A 13,099-nucleotide genomic window follows, 5' to 3' on the forward strand; every position below is an offset into this window, starting at 1 on the left:
TGCGCGGCCCGACCTTTGCAGCGGCGGCAAGCCGCCGGAGAAGCAAGAGGAGCACCCGGCGCGGGTGCTCCTCTTGCCTGTTCCGGTAGCCCGGGATACCCGCGGGTCAGAACGCGGTCTCCTGCTGCTCCGGCACGGTGGTCGTGGCAGGTCGGGTCATCGCGATGTAGCGGGCGGCTTTGGTACGGCCCCAGTCGATGAGGACGCCGCGTGCGGCGAGGGTCGGCTGGAGCCGTTTGAGACGGTCGGAGAGAACCTTCCCCGTGCCGGGCCAGCCCTTGGGGAGGGGGCGGAAGTCGTCTCCGGTGTAGAGGTGGGTGAAGGTGTGGAGCCATTCGGCGGAGGTCATCCGGACCTCGATGCCGGGTTCGAGGGTGGCGGCGTGCTTGAGGACGGTCTGAGCGAGGAGGTCACCTTCGATAACGTCGTCGTTGAGTTCGTCCAGGCATGCCCGGTAGGCGTTCAGGGCTCCGAGCCCGGTCGCTGCGTCGAGTTGCGCGCACAGGTGGGCGAAGTCGGCCATCCTCAGGTCGGTGGGGATGTCCGCTTCGGCGGCACGCACCTTGACGGTCAGGTCCAGGATCGAGCCGAGGATGACCGGGAGGATGTCCTCGAACTCCCGCCACAGCTCGGCCTCGGTGCGCCGGATGCTGGGGCGTTCCAGGCGGAGCGGGAGGAGCCGTTCGGCGAGGTCGGGGCGGATGACGCCCACGTCGATGCCGGTCAGCAGGAGGGGGCGGCGGTAGCGGGCACGGACGACGTCGCCGTCGGTGTAGAGGGCGCGCTTGATGGTCTCGGCCCCGGTGACGATGCAGCACATGAGGTCGGACAGGTCCGGGGCCAGGTGGGACAGGTTGTCCAGGGCGGTAACCCATCCGGCGGCGACGGCCGCGATCAGGTTCTCCTCGTCCTTCGGAGCGCGGCGCAGGTCGCCGCTCATGCCCTCGATGATCCGCACGAGCATCCTGCCCCCGGTGGACTTGCCCGCGCCCTGGGGGCCGGTGAGGAACGGGGCGGGGACGGGGACGGACGGTCCGAGGCAGCCGATCAGCCAGGCGATGGCCAGGCACTCGGTCTCGGCGTTGGCGAAGTTGCACAACCTGAGGAGGAGGTCGATGCCCTTGCCGTCGGTGTCCTTCGCGGGGAGCGGGAGCTCTCCGGTGAGCTGGGTCCGCCGCCAGCACACCTCTTCCGGCTGAGGGGTGATGATGTCCCAGCCGGTGGGGTGGATACGTACGGACTGTCCGTCGGTGCGGCCGAGGTCGAGCCACGTGGCGCCGTCGAAACCGGGGGCGACGCGGATGTGAACGCCCTGGACGTCCTTGCTCAGCGCGAGCGCTTCGATGAGGTCGAGGGATTCCTTGAGCGCGGTCCCGTTGAACACGCCATGCCCGTTCTCGTAGAGGCCGACCATGAGCTCCTGCCGGTGACTGCCCGAGGTGCCCTGCGAGCGGATCGGGCGCGCGACTGGGTGACGGTTCTTCTGCGCGTACACGGTCCCATCGGCGGTGCGGAAGTACCGGAAGTTCTGCTGCGCGTAGCCGGTGATGACCTCCCGGCCCGACGTCTTGTCGTCGTCGGACATGGCTCACACCCCCAGCGCGGTACGGGCGTTGGCCCACGCGACGGTGCAGTGCCGGGCCGACTCGCCCCGGGCGTGCGCGGCGGTGAACAGCCGCTCGATGTGGGCCTCGGTGAGGCAGCCGCACCGGCCGTGGGTGGACAGGACCGCCAGGAACACCCGGTAGACGCTGTTGTGGATCGCGCTGCGGGCGTCGGCGATGGACTGCTCGGCCATCGAGATGCCGCGTTCCAGGTAGGCGGGGGTCCGGTGGCGACATTCCCCGCTAGTTGCTGTGGGCACGGTGATCGTGTACGGGGCAGGGCGGGAGACGGACTCACTCTTCGTGGCCAACGCCCGAACGTCGTCCGGCAGGCCGGTCATGGTGCCGGTGCCGGGGCCGTACCAGCGGACGTAGGCCATGCGGGACTTGATATCCACGCCTGGCCGGACCCCGTTGGCGGATGGCATGGCGCCCTGGTAGATCCAGTGCTCTCCCCGGGTGGTCGCGACCATCGTGGTGGCGGGGAGGGTGTGGCGGGCCCAGGTGACGGCGTCCGGGTTGTCCAGGTCCACGACGGTGAGGTTCGCGCCGCCGGGGTGGTAGGCAACCGCGGCGGCCTGGCACCAGGATGCAGCCCAGGCCGGGGAGGTGAGGATGACCGGGTCGGCGGTGGCGGCGGCCCAGCCGTGGCACGGGGCGGGGCAGGAGCAGGCACCGGCGGCTTTCATGTGGGGCCGTCCACCGCAGGTGTTGCTCGTGCATGTCCGGCAGTTCCCGAAGGGGAGCTTGCCCTCTCGCAGGGGCAGTACGGGCACGCCTGCTTCGGCCAGATCCAGCGCGATCTGCCGGTAATCGGGCCCAGGGCGGGTGTGGTCTCGCCAAATGGGCGTGGGTTGAGTCATGCTGGTTCCTCCACTGTTGAGTTGGGTGGATGAGGGCGGCCCCCGTACCGGCAAAGTCCGGGGCCGCCCTCGTCGTATCCGGGCTGGTGCGGGTTATGCGGGTGCGATGACGACGGCGGTGGCGTCGTCGCGGTAGCCGTCGGGGTCGGGCTGGGCGACGGCGACGAGGCTCTCCGCGAGTGTCTCCGGAGCGCCCGCGTACTTCGTGACGAGGTGCCGCATGTGGCTGTGGGCGATCTGGTCGTGGATGCCGTCGGAGGTCAGCAGGACCAGGTGGCCGGCGGGGATCGATACGTGGTGGACGGTGGCGGGGCTGGCGTCCACGAGAGCGATGTTGATGCGGTTGGCGAACTGCTCCGCGATCTCGTCGGGGATGCCGTGGGTGGCCAGGTAGGTGGCGACGTTGTCGTCGGTGGTGTACCGGGTCAGGGTGGTGCCGTCCCAGCCGTAGGCGCGGGCGTCTCCGGCCCAGCAGATCCAGGTGGGTGCGCCGGGGCGGGCGCGGGCGGTGACGGCGACGGCGTCCACGCGGGGCGTGACCGGGACGGCGCCGGGGTCGCGGACCAGGAGGGACGCGGTGAGGAGCCCGCTGAGCGCGCCGTCGGTGGCGCTGGTCCGCGCGGCGGCGACGGCCAGGACCGGGACGAGGTCGTGGAGGGGGTCGCTGTGGCCGATGCCGTCGATGACCGCGGCGCCGATGGCCCCGTCGGCTGCGGTCCAGGTGTGCGCGGCGTCGGCGTTGGTGCCGTGGGTGCCGGTCCGGGTGGCGACGGCGGTGACGAAGCTGGTGGTCATGGGGTCTCCCTGGTCGGGTCAGTGGGTGCCGGTGACGTGGGCGATGTAGCCGGGGCAGGGGTTGTCCGGGCAGCCGCCGCACTCGGTGCAGATGTCGCCGTCGCAGTCCTCGCACAGGCTGTGGCCGGGGCAGTCGTAGTCGGCGCACTCGTCGCAGTAGGTCAAGGGGCTTTTCTCCTTGGTGAGGGGTGGTGGCCGGGGTTGATCCGGAATGGGGCCTAGTGGCTGGTCAGGGCGAGGGAGGCGGGTCAGGGAGTTCTCCCTGAACCCCTCCCTGACCGTGCGGAGGTCGGGCCCCTTTCAGCGGTGGGTGATGGTGCCGGTGGCGCGGCTGAAGAGGCCGGTGGTGGTGATGTGCTGGGTGATGTGGGTGGTCGGCCGGGCGGTGCCGCGCCGGGGGCGGGTGAGGGTGATGAGGGCTCCGGCGGCGATGAGGGCGACGGTGGCCCAGAGGGCGTCGGCGAGGGCGATGAGTCCGGGGGCGGCGTAGGCGAGTCCGAACCCGGCGCCGCCGATGCCCGCGCCGATCGTGGGGGCGAGGAGGGCGGTGGTCTTCGCCCATCCCGGGATTCCGGCCGGGCCCGGAACGACGACAGGAACGGGGGCGGGGGCGCCGATGGGGGTGAGGGTGCGGGTGCCGTCGGGGAGGGTGACGAGCTGGATGCCGGGCGTTATTTCGGCGAGCGGCATCAGCGGTCCGGGGACGGCCGGCGGGTAGAGGAGCGCGTCCCCGTACCGGACCGGGACGGGGGCGTTCGGGTAGGTGGGGTGGTGGGTCATGAGGGCCTCCGGGGAAGAGGGCGGGCCCGCGCCGTGGTGGTGGCGCGGGCCCGTGGTGGAGGTGTCAGGGCGGGGTGTCAGGCGGTGTCAGGCATTGATGTCACGGGTTTCTGACAGCGGGTCTGCCTAAGGATTTGGGTGTCAGGGCCCGTGACGGTGTCAGGGGGTGTCAGGTGTCACGCGGCGGCGAGGCTGGGGACGATCCGCCACCGGCCGGTGGCGGAGGTGGGCTCCAGCCGTCCTTCCATGGCGGCCTCTTTCAGCCGGGCGGAGACCCACGGACGGGACAGGTTGTGACGGTCGCACCAGTCCATGAAGTCCTTGGGGCCGACGACCATCCGGCGTTCGGACTCGAAGTCGTCCAGGGCGCGGGCGAAGAGTTCGCGGGCCTGGTCGGGGGTGGGCTTGTGGCCGGTGTCCTGCCACAGGGGGGTGTCGTCGCCGGGGTGGTCGTCGGGGAGGTCGGCGTCGGGGTCGATCCCGGTGTCTTCGGGGTCCACGAGCAGGCCGTCGAGTTCCATGTCGTCGTCCTCCTGGACGGCCGGGGCCGGGGCGGGGGTGGTGCCTGGGGCGGGTCGGCCGGTGTAGGCGTGTCCGGCGACCCGGGACGCGGCGCCCGCAGTGACCGGGTCCGCGACGGCTCCGTTGTGCTGGGCCCAGGCGGCGAGGGCTTCGATGGTGGGGGTGGCGGTTTGGGGGATGGCGAAGGTGCGGCCCGGGGAGGGGTAGCGGTCCTCGGGAACGCCCGGGGAGACCAGGTAGCAGTAGCCGGGGCGGCGGTTGCTCCAGGCGCCGGGGTGGGCTCCGGCGTCGATGACGGTGTCCGGGAGGGAGAACCCTTCGTCGCGGGGGTCGCAGCCCAGGGCGATCACGGAGGGCAGGGACGCGCGGGTCGAGGTGGACATCTGGTCGTAGGAGGGACGCTGGAGGGAGACCACCAGCGACACCCCGGCCGAGCGGGCTTCCTGCGCGATGCCGGTGAACGTGTCGTCGCCGAGCGCCCGCAGGGTGTTCGCGGCTTCTTCCATCCAGGTCACCAGGAACGGCATGCCGGGGCATCCGCAGGCGCCGGTCGGGCGGCAGGAGTGGGCGGGATCGTTCTGCCGGACGGCGGCTTCGGGAATCCACTGGCGGTAGCCGTGGGCTCCGAGCCAGCGGGTGCGGGCGGGGATGACGGCCTTGATGGCCTCCACCATGACCTCGGTGTCGGAACCGCCCTCGGCCGCCCAGTCCATGCCCGGGAGCAGGGCCCGGAAGTCCTGGAACATCTTCGGGTCGCTGACCCACAGGAGGACGTCGCGGCGGGAGAGGATCTCCAGCATCACGTTGAGGGCGGTCTCGCCCTTCCCGGAGCCGGACATGCCCGCGATCAGCAGATGCGTGCTGTTTCGCTTGGTGCCGGGGTCGCCGGGCAGCCACACCTGGAGCGGGGCCCCGTCGTCGTAGCGGCCGAGGACCAGCGGCTCCGCGATCGAGGCACCCACCTGGGTGGGCTCGTCCCACTCCATGACGTGGGTGAGCATGTCCTCGGGGACCACGACCAGCTCACCACGGCGCGCGGAGTCCGGGGAGGGCATGTAGCGCAGGGCGGAGATCGGCAGGTCGAGCGCGGACGCGAGCCGGGGAAGGGACTTGGACACGTCCTCGTTGGTCTGCTCCCCGGGCTCCAGCGCCATCTTCGCGGTGACCCGGTTCGGTTCGACCGTCGTCGCCCCGATCTGCGCCCGCGCCAGACCGATCTTCTCCAGCAGCCCCTTGTCAGTGCCGCCGCCGCCGCCGGCGGCGCCGCCGCCGTCGACGTTGCGGCGCAGGATCATCCGCAGGTTCCAGGACAGGGCCAGCATCGGGGCGCCCATCAGGTAGAGGTCACCCAGCGGTGCGGTGGCCGGGCCCGCCAGGCAGGCGCCGGTCAGCCACGCCGATCCGGCGGCCACCGTGATCGCCGAGTGCAGCCGACGCTGCACCCCGGTGGTCCGGCCAGCCCACCAGGTGACCCCCGTCAACGCGACGGCGGTCAGGGTCAGACCGACCCCGGCCGCCGCGCTGTCGGCCCACCGGGTGCTGCCGAGCGCACCGGCCAGCCCGACCCCGCCCGCACACAGCCACGGCGGGAGATGGGGCTTGGCCCGGTGCAGGATGTAGGCGCGGATGCCCGCACCGTCGGAAGAGCCCTGGAGCTGGGCCTCGTACTGCTGCTCCACACTGTGCTCGGTCATCACTCACCCCTCTCAGTACTGGGCCCAGTCCATGCGCGGTGCCTGCTGGCGCGGGCGGGCGCGGTGACGGACGCGGTTGATCTCTTCCTCGTACTGCTGCTGGAAGTCGGCGTAGGTCGCGGCGGCGTTCTTCGCCGCGTCCCGCAGCGCGTCGGCGGACTTGCGGAGCTTGCGGGACACCTTCGCCGCCCTGATCCGGGAACCACCGATCCGGCCCTCCGGATCAGGGACCACGGCCAGGACGCTCTTGAGGATCTCGGCCCCCATCGCCACCTCGATGGACAGCGCGACCGCTGCGGCCCGCAGCGAGTTGCAGTAGTTGCGGACCTGCGCCGGAGAGGTGAACTCCGGAGGAGGCAGCAGGGACTGGGCAGGAGCACCGCCCTGCTCCCTGCTCCCGGCCCCGCCGCCGGTCGTGCTCCGGTTGTTGTTCCCGGCGTTCACGTTCACCGTGAACCCGGGCGCGGCGAACGTCTTGCTGTTCACCTTGCTGTTGACCTTCGTCTGGGAGCCGTTGGCACCGGTACCCGGAGCGGTACGGGCACGCTGGCTGCCCGGGTTCTGCGGCCAGCCCTCCCGCTGCTGCCAGCCGCCCGCCGTCCACCCGCCCTGCGGGCCCGTACCGGTCGGGGCGCGGCGGGGGCGGGGGGCTTCGGAGACGGGGTTGTTGTGCGGCATCCAGTCGGACATCAGAGGGTCCCCTCAGCAGCAGTAGTGGTGGTGGCGGACTCGGTTGTGGTGGGGGTGGGGCGGGCGATCAGCCACATGACCTGAGCGGCCAGGGTGGTCAGTGCCCACAGGCCCATCAGCGGGGGGCGGGCCGGGCCGGACCAGACGGCCAGGCACAGCCAGGTGAGGACGGCCAGCGCGAGGACACCGGTGGCCGTCCGCCATCCGGAGGAGGCGCCGGTCCTGGCCTTGGCGGTCTTCGCCTTCAGTGCCAGCAGGGCCAGTACGACGAGTCCGGCCGGGGCCGCGACGAACGCGGCCCACGGGACGGTCAGGTGGGCGAGCCCGGTGACGGCCAGCAGGGTGACGGCGAGGCCGGTGGGGGCCCAGGTGCGGCGGTGGCGCCACAGCCAGCGGCCGGTAGCGGCGGTGGCGCGGGCGGTGAGGGTGGGCTCCTCGGAGACGACCACGATCACCTGCGGTGCCTGCCTGCCACGCTGACGGGGAATACGCACGGTGCCGGGCACGGCCGTCTTGGCGGCCGTCGTACGGATACGGCGAGACACAACGAACTCCTTCGTCCGGCTACGGTCAGCGGGTTTCACACCCGGCCGCACTGACGGGTGGCAAGCCAGGTGGTGACGACGGCCGCACCGACACCGATGGCGCGGTGGAGGGCCTGGTCCAGCTCCATCAGCGCGGTCCCGGGGCCGGACAGCTCGGCGGAGAGAGCACCGTCCTTGTCCATCCGGACAGCGGTGCAGTGATCGATGTATCCACGCTTGCCCGCCTTGCCAGCGAGCCAGAGCAGCGGCTTACGACGGTCGATCACAGCGTGCGTAACAGCGTTGATCGCGGCACCGGCCAACAGGGCACGGCCCGGGACGCGGTACCCCAGGGCGCGGGTGGCCGCGATCGTGCCGACCAGCTGCCCGGCGGTGTAGGAAGCGACGTGACGGACCACGCTCCGGTGTCCCAGTTCGCTCGCGGTCATGGTCGGCCAGCCGGTACGGTCGCCGGTTTCCTGTCCGACCGGCGTTCCGTCCTGATACACCACGTGGTCGCCGTACAGACCCTTGCAGGAGGCGTCTTTGGAGTTCTGGACCCACTGGTCCAGCGCTGGATGCAGCTCGCCGAAGATGGCGACCAGCGTGCCCAGCAGGGCGAGTCGCTCCACCGGGATGGTCTGCGGGGAGAGCTTCACGAGTGGGCTCCTTCCAGGGCCGGGCGGGTGGGGGCGGGGGTGTTGGTGTCGCGGAGTTCCTGGTAGCGGTTGGAGGCCCAGCCGACGGACCAGCCGGTCAGTTCGGCGGCGACCCGGACAGCAAGCCCGGCCGTGAACGCGGCTTCGACGGTCTTGCGGGCCTGGGCCTCGCCGAGCTTCTCCGCCGGCGGACCGGCGGCCAGCAGTTCGGCGCGTTCACGGTCGAGGCGTTCTTGTTCACGCTCGCGTTGGTGGCGTTCAGCGGCTTCCCGCTGCCGGGCTTCCAGTGCCCGCTGCTGTGCGGTTTCCCGCTCGGCGCGTTCACGGTCGGCCTGCTGCTGTTCACGCTCGTGCTTGTGGCGTTCAGCGTCCGCGCGCTCGGCCGCCGCGGTCGCCTGCGTCCGCTCGTATTCCTCCCGCCGGACCCGGTCCTGCCGGTCGGCTGCTTCACGGGCGAGGCGGGCTTCGTGTTCACGCTGTTCACGGGCGAGCTTCGCTTCGTGGTCGCGCTGTTCACGGACCCGCTGCTGGCGGGTGTCCTCCCGGTCCTGCACGGCCTTCTCCCGGGCCTGCCGCTTCTCCTGCTCCTTGGCTTCCAGGCCCAGGACGGCGGCGGTCAGGGCCCGCCGGTAGGCGAGCCCTGCTTCGGCGGTGACGATGAGGAGGAGGGGGGCGACGGAGTGCACGGCGACCCCGACCAGGTCCCCGGCCAGCGCGGATGCGCCGATGTTCAGGGCCAGGGTCATGGCCCCGGTCATCCACCGCAGGGCGACCGGCCAGAGGCCGCCGTGCCCGCCCAGGCGGGCCAGGACGGAGTCCAGGCGGACCACGATGACCACCGCCGCGTCCACGACGAGAGGCAGGATCGGCGCGGTCCAGCCCCAGCCGGGCGGGGTGTGGTCGGCCATCAGCGGGGTGACGGTGAGGACGGAGTAGAGCATCGCCCCGCCCACGATCAGCCACGTCCCGGCCGACAGCGCACGCTCCGATGAACGGATCTGAACCGCGTTCACGCGACGCCCCCCGCTCGTGAACGCTCCCTGTCCGGGGCGGGGACCGTGGCGAAGCCGACGAGGTGCAGTTCGGCTCCGGCACAGTCGGTCTCTGCTGTCAGGACGCGGGTCCGGCCGTTGCGGTGAACGTGGTGGCCGACCGCGTCGGGGGCGATCGAGAGGGCGTCACGCCATGCCTCGAACCCGGCGAGGTCCTCGTGGAAGGAGAGCGTCAGCCGGTCCGGGTAGATCGTGGACATGTCCACGGACGGGGCAGGCAGGTGCGGGTACTGCGCGGCGAACAGCCGCAGAACCCGCAGCGGGGCGCCGAAGGCTTCGAAGAACTGCACGCTCATGCGGCACCACCCGGCATGTTCACTGCGGCGGCCTGGTTGCTCAGCGCCCGGCGGACGGCCAGCACCCGCCGGCGGGCCCGGCGGACACGCCGCTCGTCCAGCTCGGACGGCACCCGGTCGAGCGTCGTGATCTCCGCGTCCAGCAGGAGGAGGTCCGCCAGGATCAGCGGCAACTCGGCCTCGATCGCGTCCAGCTCCGTGAGCGTCGGCTCACGGTCGATCTCGTCGGCGCCGGTAACGGCGCCCCGGACAGTTCCGATGGACTTCATTGGGTCTTGCTCCTTCGAGAGAGGAACGGGACCAGCAGCCCCCGGCGCTCGAACGCCGGGGGCTGCACGTCATGGGGGGGGTGAAGCAGAAGAGGGTCAGACCTGGGCGGCGGCGAGCCGGACCAGGTCGTCGGCCGCGTCGATCGCGGTGGACCGCAGCGCGGTCAGGGCCTGGCGGTCGGTGGCGCCGCGCAGGGCGTAGCAGGCGGTGGCGGCGGTCCTGGCGGGTTCGGTCAGGTCCGGGGCCAGGAGCGCGAGTGTCGCGAGGGGAGCGGTCAGGGCGGAGCGGGTGGTGTGGCTCTCGGCGCGGGCCGCCTCATAGGCGCCGGTCGCACCGGTCAGCCGCAGGTCCTCGCGCAGCCACATCGCCCTGCGGTGGTCCGCCAGAGCCGACGCCAGCGCGGCCACAGCGGCCAGCCGCGCCGCCCGGGCCTCATCCGACCGGGCCTCGGCCCGGTCCGTGCGGATCGTGCGCTGCTGGAGCAGCACCCCAGTCACCGACCCCAGCAGGGTTCCAGCGACCGCTATCAGACTGGCCCACATACGGAACTCCTCGGTCAGGCAGTCGGAAGGTCAGGCCGGGCGCGGGTAGTGGCTGACGCTCGGCTGGGTGTGGAACGGCAGGTCCTCGCAGTCCTCGGCCCAGCTCTGGTGGGTCCAGCAGGTCGAGCGGTCGTTGCCATGCATTCCGGCGTCCTCCAGCTCGTTGTCACGCTGGATGGCCGCGGCGAGCTTCTTGTTCATCTCGAACCCCTTCCGGGGCCGGTCTCTCCGGCTCCCCTCGGCCCCGCCCGTCCAGCGCTGACGCGCTGTACGGACGAAGGAGGCAACCGGCCGCAGCCACGGGCTGCGGTGTCGAGCCGCCACCGGCTATCCCGGCGTGATCGGCGGCTCAGGGGGATGACGCGGTCGGCGCCGCCGCTCGTGCCGGTCCAGCACGGGAAGCGCCCAGGGTCTTCGTCGGTACACGGCAACCTCCGCAGAGCCAGAGGGTCAGTGGTGTCGTGCGTCTCCTTCGGGAGCAAAGCTCCCGTTTTAGGCGTATGGAGAAAGACCTTTCGGTCTCAAGCCCTCCGGTGAATGACAAGGCGCCGGGTCGCCTCCCCCCGTCCAACGCGGGGCTCCTGGTCGTGCGTGCACACCGGAGCTGAGCCCTTGCGGGCTATCTGGTGCGCACCAGAATCATGGCATCTGGTGCGCACCAGATGCAAGCCCTTCGTTCGTTCGGGCCTGCTCGCGCTCTCTGGTGCCACTTCAGGAAACGGCTCAACCAGAGGGCTTTGGTAGCCAACAGGGGTTAACCTCAAGGGTGTTAACCCGCTCCCACCTGCGGTGATCCAGTGAGGGGCTGCGGGTGGTACGGCCATCGGAGGCGATGCACATGGGTCAGGGATTGCGCGCCGCACGGAACGCGCGAGGGTGGTCGCAGGAGCGGCTGATCTTCGAGATCGAGGGCTACGCGCGTCGGCGCCTGCTGGATGTCGCGTCCACGGCGAGCCTGCGGACGTACGTATCCGAGTGGGAGAACGGCCGCCGGGCCATCTCGGAGCGATACGCCGCGATCCTGCGCCCGCTGGTCGGAGCCACCGACGCGGAACTACGCGGGGGGCCGGAACGGCCGACGGTTCAGCAGCCGGATGGCTACGAGGATCTGCTGAGCCGGATCGACTCCGCGCGGAACATCAGCGAATCCATGGTGCAGACCTTTCTGGACCAGACGGAACTCCTGCGCACCATGGACCGGCAGATGGGCGCGGCGGGCCTCGTGGACCAGATGACCGGCCACCTGGCGGCGATGGAGGAGGCACTCACGTTCGCCGTCCTGCCCAGCGCCCGGCGCCCCATCGCCACCGCGCTGGCGGGCGCGGCCACCTTGGCAGCCTGGCAGGCTCTGGACGCCGGGTCGGTTGACCGCGCCTGGCGCCACTACGAACTGGCGAAGCGGGCCGCGCAGGAAGCGGACGCGCCCCTATACCTCGCACACGCGATGGGCGAACAGGCATACGTCCTGAGTGATGCAGGTCGCCCCAAGATGGCTGTGGAGCTGATCCGGGATGCCCAACGGACCCATTCGGAGCGCCAGTCACCACGGCTCCGGACGTGGCTGAGTGCCGCTGAGGCGGAACTGTGCGCCGCTGCGGGGATGAGCGACGACGCACAGCGCGCTCTCGGCAGGGCCATGGAGTCGCTGCCGGACGGAGAAGAGACCCGGGACCCCGACATGCCGAGCGTCTTCTTGAACGCGGACCACCTGGGTCGGTGGCGGGGGAACGTGCTCGCCCTACTGGGGGATGCCGCTGCCATGGGCGATCTCTACACGTCGCTCCAGAGCACGGACCCGACGTTCGTCCGGGCCAAGGCCGGTCTTCACTGCGACCTGACTCAGGCTCACCTCTCTCGCGGAGAGGTCGAGGAAGCACGCTCCCACCTTCAGCAGGCCCGTCTGCTGGCGAGCCGCACAGGGTCTGTGCGGCATCGCCGACGTGTGGAGCTGCTTACTGGGCGGCTGTAGTCCGCGACGCGAGGACGTGCAGGAGCGCGACCAGGGTCCCTGACCCCATCAGCTTCCCCTCGGCCATGAGCCCGGGGACGTCTGCGAGAGGCACCCAGGCGACATGCCCAGCCTCCTCCGCGTCAGTCGGGTCCCCGACCTTCTCCGCCCCCCGCGCCACGAAGATCTCGTGAGGCGAATCGACCATGCCGATCATGGGCTGGTACGTCACGACGTGCTCGACGGACGTCGGGCGCCACCCGGTCTCTTCCTCGGTCTCGCGGGCCGCCGTGGCCGCCGCGTCCTCGCCTTCGTCCACGATCCCGCCAGGGAGTTCCCACCCCCATTGCTCCGGGACGAAGCGGTAGCGCCACAGCATGAGCACCCGCTCCTCGGCATCGAGCACGGCAGTGATCGCCACGTGCTGGAGGCGCACCACGTGGTGCTCGAAGCGCGCGACGCCGGGCGGCTCGACGTCGACCAGATCGACGTCGACCCACCTGTTCTCGTAGACCGTCCGGCTGCCGTGAACCGTCCAGGGCTCCAGCTCCGCCGGCGTGGCCACGGCGCCCCCACCCGCGACCCGGTAGCGGCTGCGGTCGTGCGCCGTGATGAGCCGCTCGTTCGCCAGGCGCGCGAGTACCTGCCGGAGGGCGGTCCGGCCGATCTCCAGCTCGGCGCTCATGGTCCGCTCGGAGGGGAGCTTCTCACCGGGCCCGTACTTGCCCGACTCGATCCACGACCGGATCGTCTCGTAGACCCTTGTCGACTTCGGTCCCATCCTCAGAGCACTCTCCCCGTTCGCCGGCTGGTGGTGACCAGCGTAGTAGGGGACCAGCGGCTGGGATTCAGGCATGCCC

Annotated in this window: 16 protein-coding genes; 1 reads left to right on the plus strand and 15 read right to left on the minus strand. The window is 71.2% G+C overall.

Translation table 11 applies throughout. The features are described 5' to 3' along the window. Positions 1–106 precede the first annotated feature (106 nt). From ACIA5F_RS04580 to ACIA5F_RS04645, 14 genes are all read right to left on the minus strand, one after another. Positions 107–1,585, minus strand: coding sequence for an ATP-binding protein (locus tag ACIA5F_RS04580; protein ID WP_399349063.1), 1,479 nt, complete (start codon positions 1,583–1,585; stop codon positions 107–109). A gap of 3 nt (positions 1,586–1,588) precedes the next feature. Further along, positions 1,589–2,467, minus strand: a complete 879-nt coding sequence (locus ACIA5F_RS04585; RefSeq protein WP_399349065.1) for a bifunctional DNA primase/polymerase — start codon at positions 2,465–2,467, stop codon at positions 1,589–1,591. A gap of 93 nt (positions 2,468–2,560) precedes the next feature. Continuing rightward, positions 2,561–3,262 carry a hypothetical protein gene (locus ACIA5F_RS04590; protein ID WP_399349067.1) on the minus strand — a complete coding sequence of 234 codons (702 nt, stop codon included), beginning with the start codon at positions 3,260–3,262 and terminating at the stop codon, positions 2,561–2,563. An 18-nt stretch (positions 3,263–3,280) separates the two neighbouring features. After that, a complete protein-coding gene (locus ACIA5F_RS04595; RefSeq protein ID WP_399349069.1) occupies positions 3,281–3,427 on the minus strand; it encodes a hypothetical protein in 147 nt (48 codons plus the stop codon). A gap of 135 nt (positions 3,428–3,562) precedes the next feature. Beyond that, positions 3,563–4,042 carry a hypothetical protein gene (locus tag ACIA5F_RS04600; RefSeq protein ID WP_399349071.1) on the minus strand — a complete coding sequence of 160 codons (480 nt, stop codon included), beginning with the start codon at positions 4,040–4,042 and terminating at the stop codon, positions 3,563–3,565. A 176-nt stretch (positions 4,043–4,218) separates the two neighbouring features. Beyond that, positions 4,219–6,258, minus strand: coding sequence for a plasmid transfer protein TraB (gene traB / locus ACIA5F_RS04605; RefSeq protein WP_399349073.1), 2,040 nt, complete (start codon positions 6,256–6,258; stop codon positions 4,219–4,221). 12 nt (positions 6,259–6,270) lie between these two features. Then, positions 6,271–6,948, minus strand: a complete 678-nt coding sequence (traA, locus tag ACIA5F_RS04610; RefSeq protein ID WP_399349075.1) for a plasmid transfer protein TraA — start codon at positions 6,946–6,948, stop codon at positions 6,271–6,273. Continuing rightward, positions 6,948–7,493: a hypothetical protein gene (locus tag ACIA5F_RS04615; RefSeq protein WP_399349077.1), complete on the minus strand. Its 546-nt coding sequence runs from the start codon at positions 7,491–7,493 to the stop codon at positions 6,948–6,950. The genes traA and ACIA5F_RS04615 overlap by 1 nt, the downstream gene beginning before the upstream one ends. Before the next feature lie 35 nt (positions 7,494–7,528). After that, a complete protein-coding gene (locus tag ACIA5F_RS04620) occupies positions 7,529–8,131 on the minus strand; it encodes a hypothetical protein (protein ID WP_399349079.1) in 603 nt (200 codons plus the stop codon). Then, entirely contained in the window at positions 8,128–9,144 is a 1,017-nt protein-coding gene (locus ACIA5F_RS04625; protein ID WP_399349081.1) for a DUF2637 domain-containing protein, read from the minus strand. Before ACIA5F_RS04625 ends, ACIA5F_RS04620 begins: the two co-directional genes overlap by 4 nt. After that, a complete protein-coding gene (locus ACIA5F_RS04630; protein WP_399349083.1) occupies positions 9,141–9,479 on the minus strand; it encodes a hypothetical protein in 339 nt (112 codons plus the stop codon). The genes ACIA5F_RS04625 and ACIA5F_RS04630 overlap by 4 nt, the downstream gene beginning before the upstream one ends. Beyond that, positions 9,476–9,748: a DUF6284 family protein gene (locus ACIA5F_RS04635; RefSeq protein ID WP_399349086.1), complete on the minus strand. Its 273-nt coding sequence runs from the start codon at positions 9,746–9,748 to the stop codon at positions 9,476–9,478. The genes ACIA5F_RS04630 and ACIA5F_RS04635 overlap by 4 nt, the downstream gene beginning before the upstream one ends. Before the next feature lie 96 nt (positions 9,749–9,844). Beyond that, positions 9,845–10,291 (minus strand): protein kilB, encoded by a 447-nt coding sequence (locus tag ACIA5F_RS04640; RefSeq protein WP_399349088.1) that lies wholly within the window; start codon positions 10,289–10,291, stop codon positions 9,845–9,847. A gap of 30 nt (positions 10,292–10,321) precedes the next feature. Then, the gene (locus ACIA5F_RS04645; RefSeq protein ID WP_399349090.1) at positions 10,322–10,492 is read right to left on the minus strand and encodes a hypothetical protein; all 171 of its coding nucleotides are present in this window, start codon (positions 10,490–10,492) and stop codon (positions 10,322–10,324) included. A 637-nt stretch (positions 10,493–11,129) separates the two neighbouring features. Between ACIA5F_RS04645 and ACIA5F_RS04650 the strand changes: the two genes are divergently transcribed. After that, entirely contained in the window at positions 11,130–12,260 is a 1,131-nt protein-coding gene (locus ACIA5F_RS04650; RefSeq protein WP_399349092.1) for an XRE family transcriptional regulator, read from the plus strand. Here the strand turns inward: ACIA5F_RS04650 and ACIA5F_RS04655 are convergent. Continuing rightward, positions 12,244–13,020 carry an NUDIX domain-containing protein gene (locus tag ACIA5F_RS04655; RefSeq protein WP_399349573.1) on the minus strand — a complete coding sequence of 259 codons (777 nt, stop codon included), beginning with the start codon at positions 13,018–13,020 and terminating at the stop codon, positions 12,244–12,246. The genes ACIA5F_RS04650 and ACIA5F_RS04655 overlap by 17 nt on opposite strands. Positions 13,021–13,099 lie beyond the last annotated feature (79 nt).

This window comes from Streptomyces sp. NPDC051567 (assembly GCF_044454165.1).
Lineage (GTDB): Bacteria > Actinomycetota > Actinomycetes > Streptomycetales > Streptomycetaceae > Streptomyces.